This window comes from Chryseobacterium sp. CBTAP 102 (assembly GCF_003201365.1).
Classification (GTDB): Bacteria; Bacteroidota; Bacteroidia; order Flavobacteriales; family Weeksellaceae; genus Chryseobacterium; species Chryseobacterium candidae.
Genome location: NZ_QICX01000003.1, coordinates 158,401 through 176,517, shown reverse-complemented (window position 1 = coordinate 176,517; position 18,117 = coordinate 158,401). Strand labels below are relative to the sequence as shown.

General features: G+C 36.6%; 19 protein-coding genes. 11 read left to right on the top strand and 8 right to left on the bottom strand.

Annotated elements, in window-relative coordinates:
- Window positions 1–4 precede the first annotated feature (4 nt).
- Complete coding sequence (locus tag C8D70_RS06075; protein WP_110366721.1) at window positions 5–970, bottom strand: YpdA family putative bacillithiol disulfide reductase; 966 nt, start codon at window positions 968–970, stop codon at window positions 5–7.
- 130 nt (window positions 971–1,100) lie between these two features.
- Between C8D70_RS06075 and C8D70_RS06070 the strand changes: the two genes are divergently transcribed.
- Window positions 1,101–1,742 carry a hypothetical protein gene (locus C8D70_RS06070; protein WP_110366720.1) on the top strand — a complete coding sequence of 214 codons (642 nt, stop codon included), beginning with the start codon at window positions 1,101–1,103 and terminating at the stop codon, window positions 1,740–1,742.
- 83 nt (window positions 1,743–1,825) lie between these two features.
- On the opposite strand, the gene C8D70_RS06065 is transcribed toward C8D70_RS06070, so the two are convergent.
- The 7 genes from C8D70_RS06065 to C8D70_RS06035 form a co-directional block, all read right to left on the bottom strand.
- Window positions 1,826–3,139 (bottom strand): glycosyl transferase family 1, encoded by a 1,314-nt coding sequence (locus C8D70_RS06065; RefSeq protein ID WP_110366719.1) that lies wholly within the window; start codon window positions 3,137–3,139, stop codon window positions 1,826–1,828.
- Window positions 3,140–3,194: 55 nt separating this feature from the next.
- Window positions 3,195–3,503, bottom strand: coding sequence for a GIY-YIG nuclease family protein (locus C8D70_RS06060; RefSeq protein WP_076597458.1), 309 nt, complete (start codon window positions 3,501–3,503; stop codon window positions 3,195–3,197).
- Window positions 3,504–3,587: 84 nt separating this feature from the next.
- On the bottom strand, window positions 3,588–6,119 hold the full coding sequence (locus C8D70_RS06055; protein ID WP_110366718.1) for a YfhO family protein: 2,532 nt from the start codon (window positions 6,117–6,119) through the stop codon (window positions 3,588–3,590).
- A gap of 31 nt (window positions 6,120–6,150) precedes the next feature.
- Window positions 6,151–6,381, bottom strand: coding sequence for a hypothetical protein (locus C8D70_RS06050; RefSeq protein ID WP_076597448.1), 231 nt, complete (start codon window positions 6,379–6,381; stop codon window positions 6,151–6,153).
- A gap of 63 nt (window positions 6,382–6,444) precedes the next feature.
- Window positions 6,445–7,494 carry a DUF6263 family protein gene (locus C8D70_RS06045; RefSeq protein WP_110366717.1) on the bottom strand — a complete coding sequence of 350 codons (1,050 nt, stop codon included), beginning with the start codon at window positions 7,492–7,494 and terminating at the stop codon, window positions 6,445–6,447.
- A gap of 183 nt (window positions 7,495–7,677) precedes the next feature.
- The gene (gene rlmB, locus C8D70_RS06040; RefSeq protein ID WP_181416097.1) at window positions 7,678–8,427 is read right to left on the bottom strand and encodes a 23S rRNA (guanosine(2251)-2'-O)-methyltransferase RlmB; all 750 of its coding nucleotides are present in this window, start codon (window positions 8,425–8,427) and stop codon (window positions 7,678–7,680) included.
- 113 nt (window positions 8,428–8,540) lie between these two features.
- Window positions 8,541–9,014, bottom strand: coding sequence for a DinB family protein (locus tag C8D70_RS06035; RefSeq protein ID WP_110010139.1), 474 nt, complete (start codon window positions 9,012–9,014; stop codon window positions 8,541–8,543).
- 251 nt (window positions 9,015–9,265) lie between these two features.
- Between C8D70_RS06035 and C8D70_RS06030 the strand changes: the two genes are divergently transcribed.
- The 10 genes from C8D70_RS06030 to C8D70_RS05985 all read left to right on the top strand — a co-directional run bounded on the left by C8D70_RS06030 (window position 9,266) and on the right by C8D70_RS05985 (window position 18,028).
- A complete protein-coding gene (locus tag C8D70_RS06030; RefSeq protein ID WP_076597444.1) occupies window positions 9,266–10,270 on the top strand; it encodes an AAA family ATPase in 1,005 nt (334 codons plus the stop codon).
- Complete coding sequence (locus C8D70_RS06025) at window positions 10,270–10,728, top strand: GNAT family N-acetyltransferase (protein ID WP_110366715.1); 459 nt, start codon at window positions 10,270–10,272, stop codon at window positions 10,726–10,728. The genes C8D70_RS06030 and C8D70_RS06025 overlap by 1 nt, the downstream gene beginning before the upstream one ends.
- A gap of 54 nt (window positions 10,729–10,782) precedes the next feature.
- Window positions 10,783–11,646 (top strand): DUF58 domain-containing protein, encoded by an 864-nt coding sequence (locus C8D70_RS06020; protein ID WP_076597442.1) that lies wholly within the window; start codon window positions 10,783–10,785, stop codon window positions 11,644–11,646.
- 57 nt (window positions 11,647–11,703) lie between these two features.
- Window positions 11,704–12,600, top strand: a complete 897-nt coding sequence (locus tag C8D70_RS06015) for a BatD family protein (protein WP_051934306.1) — start codon at window positions 11,704–11,706, stop codon at window positions 12,598–12,600.
- Window positions 12,593–13,585: a VWA domain-containing protein gene (locus C8D70_RS06010; protein WP_110366714.1), complete on the top strand. Its 993-nt coding sequence runs from the start codon at window positions 12,593–12,595 to the stop codon at window positions 13,583–13,585. Before C8D70_RS06015 ends, C8D70_RS06010 begins: the two co-directional genes overlap by 8 nt.
- The gene (locus tag C8D70_RS06005; protein WP_110366713.1) at window positions 13,585–14,592 is read left to right on the top strand and encodes a vWA domain-containing protein; all 1,008 of its coding nucleotides are present in this window, start codon (window positions 13,585–13,587) and stop codon (window positions 14,590–14,592) included. The genes C8D70_RS06010 and C8D70_RS06005 overlap by 1 nt, the downstream gene beginning before the upstream one ends.
- Window positions 14,593–14,691: 99 nt before the next feature.
- Window positions 14,692–15,435 (top strand): tetratricopeptide repeat protein, encoded by a 744-nt coding sequence (locus C8D70_RS06000; RefSeq protein WP_083688910.1) that lies wholly within the window; start codon window positions 14,692–14,694, stop codon window positions 15,433–15,435.
- Complete coding sequence (locus C8D70_RS05995) at window positions 15,435–17,174, top strand: BatD family protein (protein WP_110366712.1); 1,740 nt, start codon at window positions 15,435–15,437, stop codon at window positions 17,172–17,174. The genes C8D70_RS06000 and C8D70_RS05995 overlap by 1 nt, the downstream gene beginning before the upstream one ends.
- A 44-nt stretch (window positions 17,175–17,218) precedes the next feature.
- Entirely contained in the window at window positions 17,219–17,821 is a 603-nt protein-coding gene (locus C8D70_RS05990; protein WP_076597437.1) for a MarC family protein, read from the top strand.
- Window positions 17,822–17,827: 6 nt separating this feature from the next.
- Window positions 17,828–18,028, top strand: a complete 201-nt coding sequence (locus C8D70_RS05985) for a hypothetical protein (RefSeq protein WP_076597436.1) — start codon at window positions 17,828–17,830, stop codon at window positions 18,026–18,028.
- The last annotated feature ends 89 nt before the right edge of the window (window positions 18,029–18,117 follow it).

Here is an 18,117-nt window from a genome sequence, read left to right as displayed (position 1 = left end):
ACGATTAAGATTTTGAAAGAATGGTATTGATGATCATATTCGCGTGAACCCTGGAGTTTTCAATAAACCAAAGATGGGTATCTTTTCCTCCGCAAACTACTCCTGCAAGATAGAGATTAGAAATATTGGTTTCCATGGTTTCAGGATTATAAAATGGATTGAGGCAGTCGCCGTTGATTTCTATTCCTGAATTTTTCAGAAAATCAAAATCAGGAAGGTAGCCGGTCATCGCCAGTACGAAATCATTGTCAATTTCATGAGTTTCTCCTTTCTCATCTTTAAAAACCACAGAATTTTCTTTAATCTCCATCATTTCTGCATTAAAATGAGCTTTAATACTTCCTTCTGTAATTCTGTTTTCAATATCCGGTTTTACCCAATATTTTACACTTTTTGAAATCTCAGAATGACGGACGATCATCGTTACTTCAGCCCCTTTTCTGTAGGTTTCTAATGCTGCATCTACAGCCGAGTTGCTGGATCCTACAACAACAATTTTCTGTCTTGCATAAGGGTAAGGCTCCGTATAATAATGTTTAACCTTAGGAAGGTTTTCACCGGGAACATTCATAAGGTTTGGAATATCATAAAACCCGGTAGCAATGACTACATTTTTAGCCAGATAGATTGCTTTGGTGGTTTTGATCTCAAATATTTCATCCTTTTTTGAAACACCCAGAACCTTTTCATACAGGTTGATATTCAGGTTCTTTTGTCTGGCGATTCCCTGATAGTATTCCAGGGCTTCCTGTCTTCCCGGTTTTGGAGCGGTAGAAATAAATGGAATTTCACCTATTTCCAGTTTTTCGGCAGTGGAGAAAAAACGCATGTACAAAGGATAATTGTATAATGAATTGACAATAGTTCCTTTTTCTATGATTACATGACTAAGATTGTTTTTTTGAGCTTCAAGGGCGCAGTTCAACCCGATAGGTCCGGCCCCGATAATCAGAATGTCCAACATTTCCATCTAACAAATGTACGATGTAATTTTTAAAATGGGAAGTCAGAACCCAGCAATCCTCATAGTCTTTATCTCTTTACGTTATTTACCGCTTGGCATCAGTTTTGGTGTTTTTACCCATTGCAAAATGTAAAATATGAAAAAATTATTGATCGCTGTAGTCGTTTTGAGTCTTGTTGCAGCCTGTAAAAAAGAAGCTGGAAAACCTGTTCCGAACGAGATCGATTCCATTGCACAAAATAAGACAGACAGTGCAGGTGCCGTTGAGAATAATGCTGATAAAGAAGCTGCTTTAAAGCAGGCTAATGATGAGGTTTTGAAGGCACTGCAGAATAAAGATTACACTGCTTTTGCTTCTATGATCCACCCACAGAAAGGAATTCGCTTTTCAATGTATGCTTTTATTAATCAGAAGGAAGATAAACATTTTTCTAAAGCAGATTTTGAAAAATACCAGCCTGCTAAAACATTGTTTACATGGGGTACACAGGATGGTTCAGGAGATCCTTATAAAGCAACCATCAACGATTATCTTGGCAAATGGGTTTTTTCTAAAGACTTTACAGCTTCACAATATTCAGTAAATAAATTTATCGGAGGAGGTAATTCCCTGAATAATTTAAAAGAGATTTATCCTAAAGCTGATTTCACGGAAAATTATATCAAAGGAACCGAAAAATCCGGTAATATGGACTGGAAAACGGTTCGTTTCGTATGGGAAGAATTTCAGGGTAAATATTATCTGACTGCTGTGGTGAACGATCAGTGGACGATATAAAAGTTCAAAGTTCAAAGTTAGAAGCTAGAAGTTGACGACTTAAATAAACTTCCAGCTTCCAGCCTCTAACTTCCTCTCTCTTTTTATTTCAAAACTTCAGTCAGCTGCTGAGTAAGATTTTTTCTTGAGAACTGCTCAATATGCTGAGTGTTTTCAAGAAGGCTGCCATTTTTCCAAAGTTCAAATTTTTCTAGAACAAACTTTTTGACAGTTTCTGTATCCTGATAACTGAAATGTTTTCCTGCCTTAGTTTCTTCCAGAATTTTTGCCACATCAGCTTTCTCAGGCCCGAAGGAAAGAATCTGTTTTCCTGAAGCCAGATATTCAAATATCTTTCCGGGGATAATTCCCTTTGAAGATTCATTCGGGAAATTGGTAATAAGAAGCAGATCAGAATTCTGCATCTCTTCTACCGCTTTCCCATGAGCAAGGTATCCAAGGTTCAGGATATGGTTTTTCAGGCTTGAATTTTCAATGGACTGTAAAATTTTATCATCTATTCTTCCGACAAATTTTAATTTAAAATCAGTGGCAAAATCGACATTTTCCCTGATCAGTTCATCAAGTGCTTTCCATAGATTATCAGGGTTTCTCAACTGTTCCAAAACCCCAATATAGCTTAGCGTAAATGCTTTTTCAATTTGTGAATTTGTATTTTCACCTTTTTGTTCTTCTGCTTTTTTGCTTGAATCGCTTTCATCAAATCCGTTCGTAATACAAACGGCATTGGCTCCGGCTTTTCTGAAATTTTCCGCATCAGTGTAGCTTGTCGCTAAGGTAATGTCTGCATTTTTAAATACAGCACTTTCCAGCTGACGGTGTTTTTTATCCGAACTTTTGGTTAATTTCAAATGTTTGTAATAGGAAATCTCTGTCCATGGATCACGGAAATCGGCAATCCATTTCAAATCCGGCATTTTATTTTTAAGCCCTAAACCAATCAGATGGAGTGAGTGGGGAGGACCGGAAGTAACGATGGTATCTATAGAATTTTCTTTCAGGTATTTTTCTAAAAATGTAACGGAAGGTTTTACCCAAAAGACTCTGGCATCAGGAATGAAAAAATTGCCTCTCACCCAGATCGAAAGTTTTGATTTCCAGCTTTGGTTTTTTCCTACATCAAATTGTCCTGCTTTGAATTTTTTATTGCTTTTGTTCAGTTTTTCAGCCAGCTGATAAGGTTCCCAGATTTTGGTTCTTACCATCTCAATATTTTCAGGAACGTCTTTCATCAACGTTTCGTCCAGCAATGGATAACTTGGATTTTTCGGAGTATAGATGATCGGTTTCCAGCCGAAATCTGGCAGATATTTTGCAAATTTCAGCCACCTTTGAACACCAGGACCTCCCGCAGGAGGCCAGTAATAGGTGATAATCAATATTTTCTTCTGTTCCATTTATTTACTTAATGGTCTTTGTCATTCTGAACGAAGCGTAGCGCAGTGAAGAATCTCACTCTATCTCTTCATTGAGAAATTTCCAATCTGGATTGAATTCTTTAATTAAGTTTTCTTTCTTTTGTCTGGTCCAGCCTTTTATTTGTTTCTCTCTATTTATTGCTGTCTCAATGTCACCAAAATGTTCAAAATATATTAAATAAAAGCATTTATATCTTGAGGTGAAGCTTTTTTCAACAGCTTCTGGATTTTTATGCCAGTATAGTCTGTTCTTCAAATCGTTGTTGACTCCTGTATATAATACTGTCTTTGTTTTATTAGTCAGTATGTAAACATAGTAATTATGAGTGCCTAACGTTTTCATTTTGAGATTCTTCATTACGCTATGCTTCATTCAGAATGACATTCGTAATATTATTTAAAAACCTTATTATACTGTTTAAGCTTTTTATTCAGCTGCAATCTCTTTTTTCTTGTTCTTATTCATCCAGAAAAGTCCAAATGCTGCCAACAGGATAAATAATCCGAATGAAAGAAGAGAAAGCCATTTCCCTTTTTCAATCACTTCAGGTTCAAAAACCATTCTGATATGGTGGTTTCCTGCCGGAACATGTACGGCACGAAGCAAATAATCTGCTTTGATGTAAGGAACTTCTTTCTCATCTACTAACACTTTCCATCCATGAGGATAATACACTTCAGAGAATACAGCCAATTGAGGCGTCTTCGACTGAGATTTAAATTCAAGTTCGTTAGGCTGGTATTTTATGAGAGTAATAAATGCTGTAGAATCTGCCTGAACCGGTTTGTTATCAAAATATGATTTGTCAGATGAAGAAATGACAGCCGTTTTTTTGTTGTCTATAGTCCCGATAGCTTTTATTTCCTGGTTAGGAGTATCTACAAATTTTAAATCACTTACAAACCATGCATTTCCGTTGGCTTTTGGATTAGGAACAACCTGTGGCTGCTCAGGGCCTCCGAAAACCATGTATTTGGCATTTAATAAGTTTAAAATATTAGGTGTTTTTACACTGTCGACACTATTAATGTATTCATTTAGTACATCATCGTATCTTCTTAATTTAACTGCGTGATAACCTCCAATGGAAGCCTTAAAATAAGACGTATTGGTTTCACTGGTTACACCCAGTGTCTGGTTGTAAATTCTGTAGTGCGTTTTGTCTTTTTCAGCAATCGTTTCCAATGTTTTGTTGATGTTGACATTGGATAAAATAGATTCCAGATTTGGATTTCCCTGAACTTTTTCAGCCAGCAGATCTGAGCTTTCTGTCTGGAAAGGATTTTCAGCAAAGATTTTATCTACGTAGTTTTCATCGTTTAAGTAACGCTTGTTGACGGACCAAAGATCAAATAAACTTACCACTCCGATGATAATCAAAGCTATATTCTGATTAAGCTTTTTCTTTAAAGTTAAGAATAAAGCAGCTGCAGCAATCGCTACATAGATGAATGCTTTTATCGCATCTATTCTGAATAGTTTATATCTTTCATCTACAAGATAATCGAGAAGGAAAGGAGGGAAGTAGGTTTTTTCGCTTTCTGTAACAAAGCCTAGTAATGACTTTCCAAAGACTAAAAGAATCAACAAAAATCCTAAAGTTCCACCTCCCACATAAAGAAGGATTTTCTGTTTGTACTCTTCAGTTAGTTTTTCATCTGTGAAAAATCTGTATAATCCCAGAATAGCAATTAACGGGAATAATAATTCTACTACCACTAAGATGGATGAAGGAGCTCTGAATTTATTATAGAACGGTACATAATCGATAAAGAAATCCGATAATGGCATGAAGTTACTTCCCCAGGCCAGCAAAATAGTGAGAATGGAAGCTCCTAAAATCCAGTAACGGTATTTTTTCGAGGCAAAAAAGAATCCCAATAAGGCAAGGAAACATACAATAGCTCCCTGATAGGCTGGTCCGGAAGTTCCCGGCTGATCTCCCCAGTAGGTTACCCCGCTGAAACCTTTGGAAATTCTATCCATTTCTGCCTGTGAACCTACATTTTCCTGAACCAGTTCCTGAACTCTGTTCATGATTTCTTTTCCTTCAGGTTCCTGGCTTCCGCCACCCATTAATCTTGGGATAAAAAGGTTTAAAGTTTCCAGTTGCCCATAGCTCCACATCAGCATGCTCTCTTTGTCCATTCCGGATTTTCCTGAAGTATGGCTGTCGTTCGTTAAAATCTGTTTTCCACGAACCGTTTCTTTTACATATTCAGAATTGGCCATGATTCTTTGTGAATTCATTCCAACTCCAATAACACATGATGCCGCAATAATTCCTGATGAAATAAGGAAATGTTTCATCGGTGTCTTTTTCTGGATGGCTCTGATGAGTTCAGATAGGAATAAGAATGCTAAAGCAAGGAACAGATAATAGGTCATCTGTGGGTGGTTCGCAGCAATTTGAAGACCCATAAAAAGGGTAGTGACAATGAATCCCCAGATGTATTGTTTTCTGATATACACCAGTAAAATACCGGCCAGCAGCGGTGCAAAATATTCAATGGTATTGACTTTACCATTATGTCCGGCGGCAATAATGATATAAAAATAGGTTGAAAGCCCGAAGAAAGTGGCTCCTAAGAGTGCATATTTCCAATTTCTGACTACTACCATTCCCAAAAGGAAAAAACCTGCAAACAGCAGGAAGAGATAATTAACCGGCCTTGGCAGGAAATTCAGATTGCTGTCGATTTTTTTGATGATGTCACCTTTGAACTGGCTTCCCATCTGATAAGTCGGCATTCCCCCAAACATGGAGTCACTCCAATAGGTCTCATTTCCGGTATTAGCTCTATAATCGAGCAGTTCTTTTGCTCCTCCTCTGTATTGCACGATGTCGTGCTGGAAAAGCTGTTTCCCTGAAAATACAGGAGTGGAATATAAAAATGCTAAAACTATAAATACTACTAATGAAGCTGCAATATAAATTAAGTTTTTATTTTTTGCCATGCTGGTTATTATCTTTTATTTCTTGGAATTTTTACCTTTTGTCCTTACTCTCTTTCACCTCTTCGTAGTCTACCGTTTCTGCGTCCCACTTAAGGTTTTGTTGATTATTCTTATTCGAGTTGTGTAGGTCCTGCTGTTTGTTATTCTGGTTATCATTATTGAAACGATAGCTGTAGAATGTCTTAAAGAAAATTCTTTTCAGAATATTCCAGACAAAGAAAATAATAATGGCAGAGAGTACTAACTCAAGAATGTACTTCATAATTTTTTTGTTTAAAGTTCAGGGCTTAACATGTAAACTTTAAACCCTGAATGTTTATTCAAGTTATTTGGCAGATGGGTTTACCATTACCGAAGAATTGGAAACGCTCTTCATAGACTGAGATTGTTTTCCATCTGAAATGGTTTCTATCTGAGTTGTTTTTACGTTGATATTCTGGTTGGTAATCCATCCAGTACTTTCGTCAAATTTAATGGTTCCGTTCTGAACCAGTTCACTGCTCAGGCTGTGTGTAATTGGCCCTTGAGCTTTCTTTTCTGTTTTCTTAGGAATCCCTCCGGTTACTGCAATTTCTGCTGCTCCGTTTCCTAAACTTTTAAGCACATAATTCGATGTTACTTTTACGCTTCCGCTTGGGTCAGCATTTTCAGAAGTTGACCACTTTTCTCCCATTTTTACTCCTTTTTTAGGAATAATCATCAGGTTTTTATGGAACTGATCTTTCAGTACTTTTTCGTTGAATGACTGTTTAAGGCTCGCTACTACGCTTGCTTTTTCATTGGCATCTTTGATAAGTGTACCTACGGCGTTACCTACTTTTGTGTAAACAGCATCAAATCCGGTAATAGAAATTACATTCCCTTTTGTATCCATCTTCATCTGAAGTTTGTTTCCGGTAAGCGCTTTGTTGACATTCCAGATCATTTTAAGATCATCTTCTTTAGGAAGAGGAAGTTTGGTGTCTACTACTACCGTTTTTCCCTGTGCTGACTGAGAACTTCTCTTTGCTACAAGGTTAAGGGTCATCTCATATACGTTTCCTTTGATGTCATCCACTACAAAATTCATTTCATCTGTAGATTCGCTGGTAGCCGTGATAGATTTTCCCTGAGGATCTGTCATCGTTTTTACATCCCTCTGATAAGTGGTAAGTGGATATGTCTTTCCTTTTTCTAATTTGAAAGTCTGTGTGATAACTCCCGCAGAGTCTTTAATTGCCGGATTTTCTGCCACTTTTGCTACAGAATCAGCAGGAACTTCTATAGTTACTGTCTTTCCGGTTTTAGGATCTACTTTTGTTATTTTTGCCGTTTCTTTTTTACAGGATACAAGGGCTATTGATGATATAAGCGCAAGCGCTGCAATGTTCTTCATTTGATTTTTTTAACTTTATTTTTTACTACTATTTCTTAATCCGCAATATCATGCGGTTTTGCTTCATATTCTCCACCTGATTCATTGGAGAAGATTATGATTCTGTATTTTTGACAGATAAATCTGAAATACATATAAAAATAATATCCTCACAATACTGCAACGTGATTGTATTGCCCTGGTTTATGGATTGGGTATTACGGTCATTTTTTGTCTTACCGCTTCATACAAAATCGCTCCACATGCTACAGATACATTCAGAGATTGAGTTTTTCCTTCAATAGGAAGTTTTATTTTTTCATCAGCATGATGCAATACTTCTTTAGAAATTCCGGTTTCTTCATTTCCCATAACAATAGCGCATGGCTCTGTCATATTAACATCATAAATTAATTTCTGAGCTTTTTCACTGGCTGCATACACAGAAATTCCGCTTTGCTGAAGGAAATCTACTGCATGAGCCAGGTTGTTTTCTTTACATATTTTAATGTTGTAAATAGCACCTGCAGAAGTTTTTATAGCATCGGAGTTAATAGGAGCTGCACCCTTTTCCGGAATGATAACCGCGTCTACTCCTACACATTCTGCCGTTCTGCAGATCGCACCGAAGTTTCTGACATCAGTAAGTCTGTCCAGGATTAAAAGAAAAGGTGTTTTTCCCTGTTCAAATAATTGTGGAACAATATCCTCCACCTTATGAAACGGTACATCCGAAATAAAAGCAACCACACCCTGATGGTTTTTTCTTGTAAAACGGTTCAGTTTTTCAACCGGAACATAATTGGGACGGATTTTATTTTTCGCTAAAATGGCTTTTAATTCAGCATAAATAGGACCCTGAAGTGCATTCTGCACAAAGATCTTGTCAATCGTTTTTCCCGCTTCAATTGCTTCAATCACGGGACGCAGCCCGAAAATAAAATCGTCTTTCATTGAAAATATATTATATAGTTATAGAGTGAATTGTCAATCGTGAATTTTACTTTGTAAGTCAATCTGGCGGATGCATATTTACATTTGACTATTGACTTGCGCAGCAAGATTCACTATCTGCCTTTCTCTCCTAAAATTGCTCTTTTTTGTGCCATCACATATCCGTAATGAAGGGTTTCATGCATATTGTTGAAGATGATAGCATCCTGTATGCTTTTCAGATCCATTCCGAAACTTGTGGTGTAAGGAGTGTAATCTGAGAAGAAATCACTGTCATAATCCTTCATTAAAATCTTTGAAGTTTCTGTAAGCAAAAATTCTAAATCTTCCACTTCAGATTTCTGAACATTTAAGTTGGGTAAAGTTCCTTTCTTGTAGGTCTCAATCCAATACTTATCAATACGGAAAGGATTTCCGCTCAGGTAATAGTGCAGCAGCTGCTGTGTGGCAACAGTATGTGCAATATTCCAGTAGATATTGTTGTTGAAACCATCCGGAATCAGAATCAGGTCTTCATGAGAGGTATTCTGAAGGATATCTAATAGGTTCTTTCTTACCTGTCTGTGTGCTTGAAAATGATAATTCATTTTACAAAATTTTTAATCTCCAAAAATAGTTTAATAAACTGGAAATGACAATTTTTGAACAGATGATTGAAGCAAAATTTATATATTTTTATGAAAAAAATTAATAATCTTATTGAGTTTTAAGCCTTCAGCAATTCATAACCTCGCATCAATGCCGGAATTTTTAACAAACTTTAACTCAAAAATGGCATTTATTATGTTGATTAATGCAAGTATTTATCAGAAATTTACCACTTATTTTAAATCAAGCTATGTCAGAGATATATCAAGCTGAAGATATCCGCCAATTGACGGAAAAAGTAAAAGAAAAAAACTACTTATTTTCTCTTCTGAGACAGGAAATCAACAAAGTTATTATTGGACAGGAATACATGGTAGATCGTCTTTTGGTAGGACTTTTGGGAAATGGACACGTCCTTCTTGAAGGAGTACCGGGACTGGCTAAAACCTTAGCGATAAAAACATTGGCAGACGCTGTTCATGGAGATTTTTCAAGAATTCAGTTTACACCGGATTTACTTCCTGCTGATGTAGTAGGAACCATGATCTTTAATATCAGAGACAATGATTTTTCTATAAAAAAAGGGCCGGTATTTGCGAACTTTGTTTTAGCGGATGAGATCAACCGTGCGCCGGCAAAAGTACAGTCCGCTCTTTTGGAGGTTATGCAGGAAAAACAGGTGACAATTGGTGATGAAACCATGAAACTTCCAAAACCGTTCCTAGTATTGGCAACGCAGAACCCAATTGATCAGGAAGGAACTTATTTGCTGCCTGAAGCACAAAGCGACCGTTTTATGTTGAAGTGTACGATCGATTATCCTGCTTTTGAAGACGAAAGACAGGTGATGAGAATGGTTTCAACATCCCATCAGCCCACAGTGAAACCTGTCATTTCCCTTCAGGATATTGTAGATGCGAAAGAACTTATCAATCAGATTTATCTCGACGAGAAAATTGAAAAATATATACTGGATATGGTGTTTGCAACACGTTATCCGGAAAATTACGGTCTTTCTGAGCTTAAAAATTATATCAGTTTCGGAGCTTCTCCAAGAGCTTCCATTAACCTTGCTATTGCCTCAAGAGCCTATGCCTTCTTAAAAGGAAGAGCATTTGTAATTCCGGAAGATGTAAAAGCACTGGCAAAAGATGTCTTAAGACACAGGATGGGCTTAACCTTTGAAGCTGAAGCAGAAGAAATTTCAACAGAAGAAATTATTAATAGAATTTTAGCAAAAATACAGGCACCATAATGAGTGATGTGATCATAAGAAAAGCAGTTCAGGAGGATTGTGCTCCCATGTTAGGTTTGATAAAAGAATTGGCAGAATATGAAAAAGCATTGCATGAAGTAACCGTTAGTTTGGAGGATTTTACTCAGGATGGTTTCGGAGCTTCTCCCGTTTGGGGAGCTTTCGTGGCAGAATATGAAGGAGAAATAGTTGGAATATCATTGTACTACGACAGATATTCAACATGGAAAGGAAGAAGGCTGTATCTGGAAGATCTGGTTGTGACAGAAAAACTGAGAGGAAAACAAATAGGAAAGAAATTATTTGATGCAACGCTGGAATATGGTAAAACCCATAATTACAGCGGAATGGTATTCCAGGTACTGAACTGGAATGAACCTGCCATCAATTTTTATAAAAAATACAGCCCGAAGTTTGACAATGAGTGGTTGAATGTTTCTATTGAATTAAAAGATTAACCCCGAATTCCGCACTCAACATTAAACTTAGAATTTTAAACATTAAACTCGTCTATGCAGATAAAAGATATTGTAAAAAAAGTAAAGCAGATTGAAATCCGTACCAGAAAAAAGACGGAGGCTGCTTTAATGGGACAATATCACAGTGCCTTTAAAGGGCAGGGGATGACTTTCTCGGAAGTACGTCCCTACCAGTTTGGTGATGAGATCAGAAGAATCGACTGGAATAAAACCGCACGTTTCCGTGAGCCATTTGTAAAAGTGATGGAAGAAGAAAGGGAATTGACAATGATGATTCTCGTTGATATTTCCGCTTCCATGGATTATGGGACAAAGGTTCAGCTGAAAAGGGAATACGTAGCCGAAATTGCGGCCAGTTTAGGCTTTTCAGCAGCAGGTAATAATGATAAAGTAGGGCTGATCTTGTTTGCTGATAAAGTATACAAAGTCATTCCTCCTCAAAAAGGAAGAAAACATATTCTTTCCATTATCAGTAATATTCTCACTGCAGATTATGTTCCGGCAGAATCTAAAATAGACAAGGCAATGGAATATATGATGGGAATTTTTAAAAGAAAATCTCTGGTATTTCTGTTTTCAGATTTTGAGGATGCCTATGATTCCAAAATGCTGAGAGTAGCTTCAAAGAAACATCAGTTGCTGGGAATGAGGATTTATGATGAAAAAGATAATGAAATTCCTGACGTAGGATATGCCCGTTTACTTGATGTGGAAACCGGAAAAGAAATATGGGCCAATACTTCCAGTGCAAGATGGCGATATACCTTCGCGGAAGCTCAAAAACAAAAACTGAGAGCCCTGGAAGAAGATTTTGCCAACAGCTCTGCCAGTTTTATGAATATCAATACCGGCTCAGATTATTCAAAATTATTGTATAATTACTTTCAGAAAAAATAACATCGGGCTTTGCTCGTAATTAAAAAACATGAGGCAGCTGCCTTTATTATTTTAACATTGAGAAAAATACTTTTAATATTATCTTTTCTGATCTGTGCAAATGCTTTTTCACAGATATTATCCTCTAACGTAGAAAAGAAGACTCTTGCTCTGGGAGAAATTAATCATCTTACCATAAAGATTGATAACCTTAATGAACAGCAGGTAACTTCGGCTGCCAAAAATGAGCTGCTCCCTTTTCATTTTGAAGAAACTAAAGACAGTATCGGACAAACGGCTAACACGTATGAAAGAAAGATAGAGTTTGCTGTTTTTGAAGAAGGAAAATTTACCATTCCGGAACTGGAATTCAAAGTAGGAGATCGAATACTTAAAACGATTCCTTATGAAATAGATGTCATTAATACAGCTCAAAAAGCAGATCAGATCAATGATATCATGAATAACAAGCAGGTGAAACTTGAACCCAAAGATTACTGGGAGCTTTACAAGTTTTATATTCTTGCAGCATTGGCAGGGATTGCACTGGTCATTGCCATTATTATGTTTGTAAAATGGGGAAGAAAATCAAAGAGTTCCCCTGTAGTGGCCACCAATCAGACCTTAAAAGAACTTGATTCCCTTAAAAAGAAAAAATATATTGAAGGCGGAAACTTCCGTTCATTTTATGTGGAACTGATCGATATTTCCAGAACCTTCATTACAAAACAATACCGCCTTCCGGCAGATGTACTTCTTACTGATGACCTTATAGATGTCATGAAAAAAAATAATACAATCTCGCAGGACAACGAAAAAATAATAGAAGATGTATTTCTTAGAGGAGACCTGGTGAAATTTGCCAAAACATTCCCGGATCAGGAAACCATGGAAAGAGATTTTGCCAATATCAGGGATTTTGTGAAAAGATCATCCAAAGATTTAGAATTCGAAAACTTAAGAAAGGATGTTTAATTTTGAGTTTTACAGCCCATGGTTTTTGCTGCTTTTTCTGCTGTTTATTCCACTTTTAATTAAGGATATTGGAAGAAATAAAAGAAAAGGTATAAAAGTTCCTACGGTAAAAAATATGGATCATAGCGGTGGCATCCAGGGTGTACTTTTTTTACTGAAAATTTCGAAGTATATCATTCTTTCTGCGTTGATTATTGCCATGGCAAGACCGAGAACGTTTACGATTTCTCAGGACAGAGACGATACAAAAGGGGTTGATATTATGTTATCTATTGATGTTTCCTTAAGTATGCTGGCAAAAGATCTCACTCCGGACAGAATCACAGCATTGAAAGATATTGCCGTGAAATTTGTCCAGAAACGCCCGAACGACAGAATAGGTGTGGTTGCCTATGCGGCTGAAGCTTTTACTAAAGTTCCGGTTACCTCAGATCATCAGGTCGTTATTGATGAAATTAAAAATCTGAATTCTGCAGGTCTTGAACCTGGAACAGCTATCGGAGAAGGTCTTTCCGTAGCGGTGAATCATTTGATTAAAAGCAAAGCCAAAAGTAAAGTAATCATTCTGATGACGGATGGCGTAAGCAATATTCAGAATGCAATTCCTCCACAGATCGCAGCTGAACTGGCAAAAAATAATAATATCAAGGTATATTCAATAGGAATAGGAACCAATGGTTATGCACTGATGCCGACATCTCAGGATATTTTTGGAGACCTTATTTTTACGGAAACAGAGGTTACCATTGATGAAAATACCTTGAGAGAAATAGCACACACAACGGGAGGTAAATATTTCAGAGCTACCTCAAACAGCAGTCTGGAAGAAGTATATAACGAGATCAACCAGCTGGAAAAATCTGATGTAAAGGTTTCCAAGCTGTACAATTATGAAGAATATTTCAAAATATTCCTTTGGATTGCACTGGCTATATTGGTGTTGGATGCATTGTTGAGATGGGTGTTTTATAAAATTTTAAGCTGATGAGTTGGTCTTTAGGAAATTATTGGTATTTATTTTTGCTGTTGCTTCTGCCGCTGTTAGCTTCTTTCTTGATCCGTTTTTTACAATGGAGAAAGAAGAAGAGAGAAATTTTTGCAGGTAGCCAGTTTCATGATAATTTATTCGAAAAAAGTTCGGGATTTACAAAATTTTTCCCCGCCTTATATTTATTGGGTACATTGTTCCTTATATTCTCTATCATTGACCTTCTGAACGGTTCAGAAGAGGTAAAAAGTACCCAAAAACTGAACAATGTGATCTTTATGCTGGATGTATCCAATTCTATGAACGCTGAAGATATAGATCCAAGCCGTTTGACAGAAGCCAAAAATCTGATGCTGGCTACCATGAAGAAAATGAATAATGACAAGGTAGGTATCGTGATTTTTGCAGGAAATGCCATGTCTATTATGCCTCTGACAACAGATTATAATTCTGCCGAAACTTATATCAGCGGTATTGAAACCAGCTCTATGCAGATTCAGGGAACAGATTTTCTGAAAGGAATGCAGGCTGCTGCTGAAAAATTTAAAAATGTAAGCAAAGGATCCAGAAAAGTAATTCTTTTGAGTGACGGTGAAGATAATGAAGGAAATGATAATGCTGCCATCAGATTGGCTAATAAAGAAGGAATAAGCATTACTTCTGTAGGAGTGGGTACAGATGAAGGTGCTCCGGTTCCGGAATATGTGTTCGGACAGCTGATGGGTTATAAAACCGATGCCAACGGAGGTACGGTGATTTCAAAAAGACAGACAGAAGCATTAAAGAAAATGGCTGAATCTACAGACGGAAATTATATTGACGGAAATAATATCAATGAAGCTCCGGACAGAATTGTAGAAGCAGTTAATAAAAAATCTGCCGGTGCGGAAACTATGGTGAAATCGCAAAATGCCAATCATTATTACCAGTATTTTCTTGCAGTATCTCTTCTGTTTTTCTTTTTAATTTATATTTTTAATCCCAAAAAAGACTTTAATGTGTAGAATTCCTTTATTTATAGAAGAAATTCTACAACTACTTTAACCGAATTTTAACAAATAAAACTCTGTTTCTTAACATATAAAGGAATAATTTTGCAAGTGATGAATACTAAAATCATATTTTTATCGTTTATTGTTGCCCTTTCGTTCTCAGGCGTCATGTTTGGGCAGGAAAGCTATAGAAATTTAGTGTATGAAGGCAATCAGAAATTTGACGGTAAAGATTATGAAGGTGCCTCCTCCAAATATATGGAAGCGATAAAATCCAATGATAAAGATTTTACCGCTCATTACAATATGGGGAACGCATTGTATAAAAGTAAAAAATACGAAGAAGCAAAAGCTGAGTTTGAAAAAGCAGAAAAACTTTCACAGACACTTTCCGATAAAACGGCTGCTCTTCATAATTTAGGGAATGCTTATATGCAGATGAATCAGCCGGAAAAAGCTGCTGATTATTATAAAAAAGCTTTGAAGCAGGATCCCCACAGTGAGGTAACGAGAAAAAATTATGAGATTGCCAAACTGAAAGAGAAAGAAAAACAACAGCAAAAAAACGAACAGAATAACTCAGGAAAAGGCGGCGGCGGAAATGATCAGAACAAAGAGGATGATCAGAAAGGCGACAAAGACAAAAAACAGGATCAGGGTAACGGCCCACAAAACGAAGGTAAAAGTGACCAGGGTGACAATCCTAAGCAGAATCAAAATAATGAAGGCAGAATGCCAAAGAATCTTGAAAATGCGATCTTAGATAAAATAAACGAAAAAGAAAAAGAAACCGCCAGAAGAATTTTAAATAAAAATTCTTATTCGATGCCTGAAAGCAACGAGAAGGATTGGTGATGCAGCACAAATTAATTTACATATTGCTTACTCTGGCATCCGTAATTACTTACGGACAGGTAAATCTGTCTATGGACGCAGATAAAACCGAATATGCGGGTAAGGATATCATTAATCTGACCATTGTTCTTGAACTTAACGGAAGTGATCTTGTACAGCAGACAGGTTTTCAGCTTCCGGATCTTTCAAAATTTAATATTATAGGAAGCGGATCTGTTACCAATACCGTTATTGATCCGGCTACCAATACTTTAATTACCCAAAAAGTTTCCAGAATTGCTCTTGAGCCTAAGAAAAAAGGGAAAATAAAGATCGGTTCCGTTCTTGTTACCGTAAACAACAGGATTTATAAAACAGAACCTTTTGATGTCAATATCCGTGATATTGTCGACAGAAGATCATTGGCTGCCAATACCTCCAATGAGGTCTATCTGAACATGGAAATTGATGACCGGGATGTATATCAGGATCAGCCTACCGTAGCTGTTCTGAGAGTGTATTCAAGAAATATGGATAACCTGAGAAAGGTGAAAAATATCCGTCTTCCTCAGCAGGACAATATCAATGTACATCCTATCAATTTTGATAAATCTGAGATAGATCCTTCAGGATATGGAAATATGCCTTCACAGGTTCTGGCTATGTTTATGGTATTTCCGAATGAAGCCGGATATGTTGAAATTCCAGGAGTATCCGCTTCGGTAAGTACTTATTCAAATAAAACAAAAATTGTTTCCAATAAAGTTAAAATCAATGTAAGAAAGCTTCCTGAAGGAGCTCCGGAATGTTTTAAAAATGCTGTTGGTAACTTTAATGTCAACTTATACAACGCTTCCAAAGAAAAACCTGAAGCCAAAAAGCCTCTGAATGTAGTGGTGAAAGTTTCAGGAGAAGGTAATTTACCGGATATGGAACTTCCTAGAATTGCTGCTTCTCCGGACTATGAAGTTTTTGCACCGAAAATTACCTCTAAAGTAGCTCCGGGAACTGCGGGAATGAAAGGTGAAATCCTGGCTAATTATGTGATTATTCCTAAAAAATCAGGGGTAATTTCAATTAAGACAGAGCAATTTGCTTTCTTTGATCCTGCCAATAAAGAATATGTAGATCTTGGACAGAAAACACTGGATCTTAACGCATTTTCTCATGATCAGATTATGGAGGCTCGTTCTACGGTAGAAAAAGTAAACGAATACACCAATAACCTTTTGGAGACAGTAAATACTCCGGTGTTAAAAACCACTTCATTTAAAGTAAAAGAAAAAAGTAAATTCCACTGGAATATTCTTTTAACCAATATTGCTATTCTGATCAGCTTATTTGTTGCGTATCTGTTATTTAAAAATTGGCAAAAAAAACGTACATTAGTTAGGGAAACTGTACCTTCAAAACCTTTAGGTTCAGTAGCTGAAACAGAAAAGGAGATCAGAGAATTGATGAAAACAGATATCAATGATTATTTCGGATATCTGGAAAATCTTAAAGATAACGGAGAGTATGAAAAGTTTTTTGTAACTCTGGAAGAATTGGATGAAGAAGTAAGAAGTCAGTATTTTCAGGGCTCTGCTTCCGAGTTTAAGACTTTTCTTGAAAAGCACAACGGTTCTTCAGTGGCAGAAGAATACAGCAAGCTGCAGCAGAAAGTTCAGATGGAGAAATACAATCCTGTGAAATCAACTGAAGCTCTTGAAGAACTTTTAAAAACTATTGTTAATTTATATTCACAAATTAACAAATAATCAGTTTATTTTCATATTTTTGCGAAATTTTTAATTACAAATAGATGGAAATTTTTGATGGTTTTTCTTTTAAAGAGGTTGTTACCAGCTTTATGGTTCTTTTTGCTGTTATTGATATTATAGGCTCAGTTCCTATTATAGTAAGTCTTCAGCAGAAGTTTGGACAGATTGAAGCGGGAAGGGCTGCTATTACTGCCGGAGCTATTATGATTGTTTTCCTGTTCGTAGGAAATAAGATTCTTAAGCTTATTGGAGTTGATGTAAATTCCTTTGCTATTGCCGGAGCTTTTGTGATTTTTGTCATAGCGCTGGAAATGATTTTAGGGATTGAAATTAATAAAACTACTGAAGCAAAGGCCGCATCTATTGTACCCATCGCATTTCCGCTGGTTGCTGGTGCTGGAACCCTGACTACTGCACTATCCCTCAGAGCTGAATTTCATGATATTAATATTATCTGCGGAATTATTCTTAATACAATTTTCGTATATTTGGTGCTGAAATCAGCGAAATGGCTGGAAAGGAAAATCGGGGATGCTACCTTAATGATCCTTCAGAAAGTTTTCGGAATCATCCTTTTGGCAATTTCAATTAAATTATTCACCGCAAATTTTGCCCAGTTGGTGCAGAATTATATTAATTTTTAAAGAGTCATGAAGAAGTTTTATAAAGTATTTTTAGTACTGTTTATTGTATTCATCACCATCAATCTTTATGCTATCAACTGGCAAGCAACAGATATTCTTGGAGATGAAGATAACATTAAGTTTGTATTCTCAGCGGGTGCTGCAGCAATAGGTCTTATCCTGCTTTTTGTAATGGATACCTGGAGCAGAATTGGTGTAAAGAAATAAATTGAATTTCTCAATATAGATATAGCCTCTTTCTTTTTGAAGGAGGTTTTTGTTTTTTTAGGTGACAGGTTTTTAGGTAGCAGGGGGCT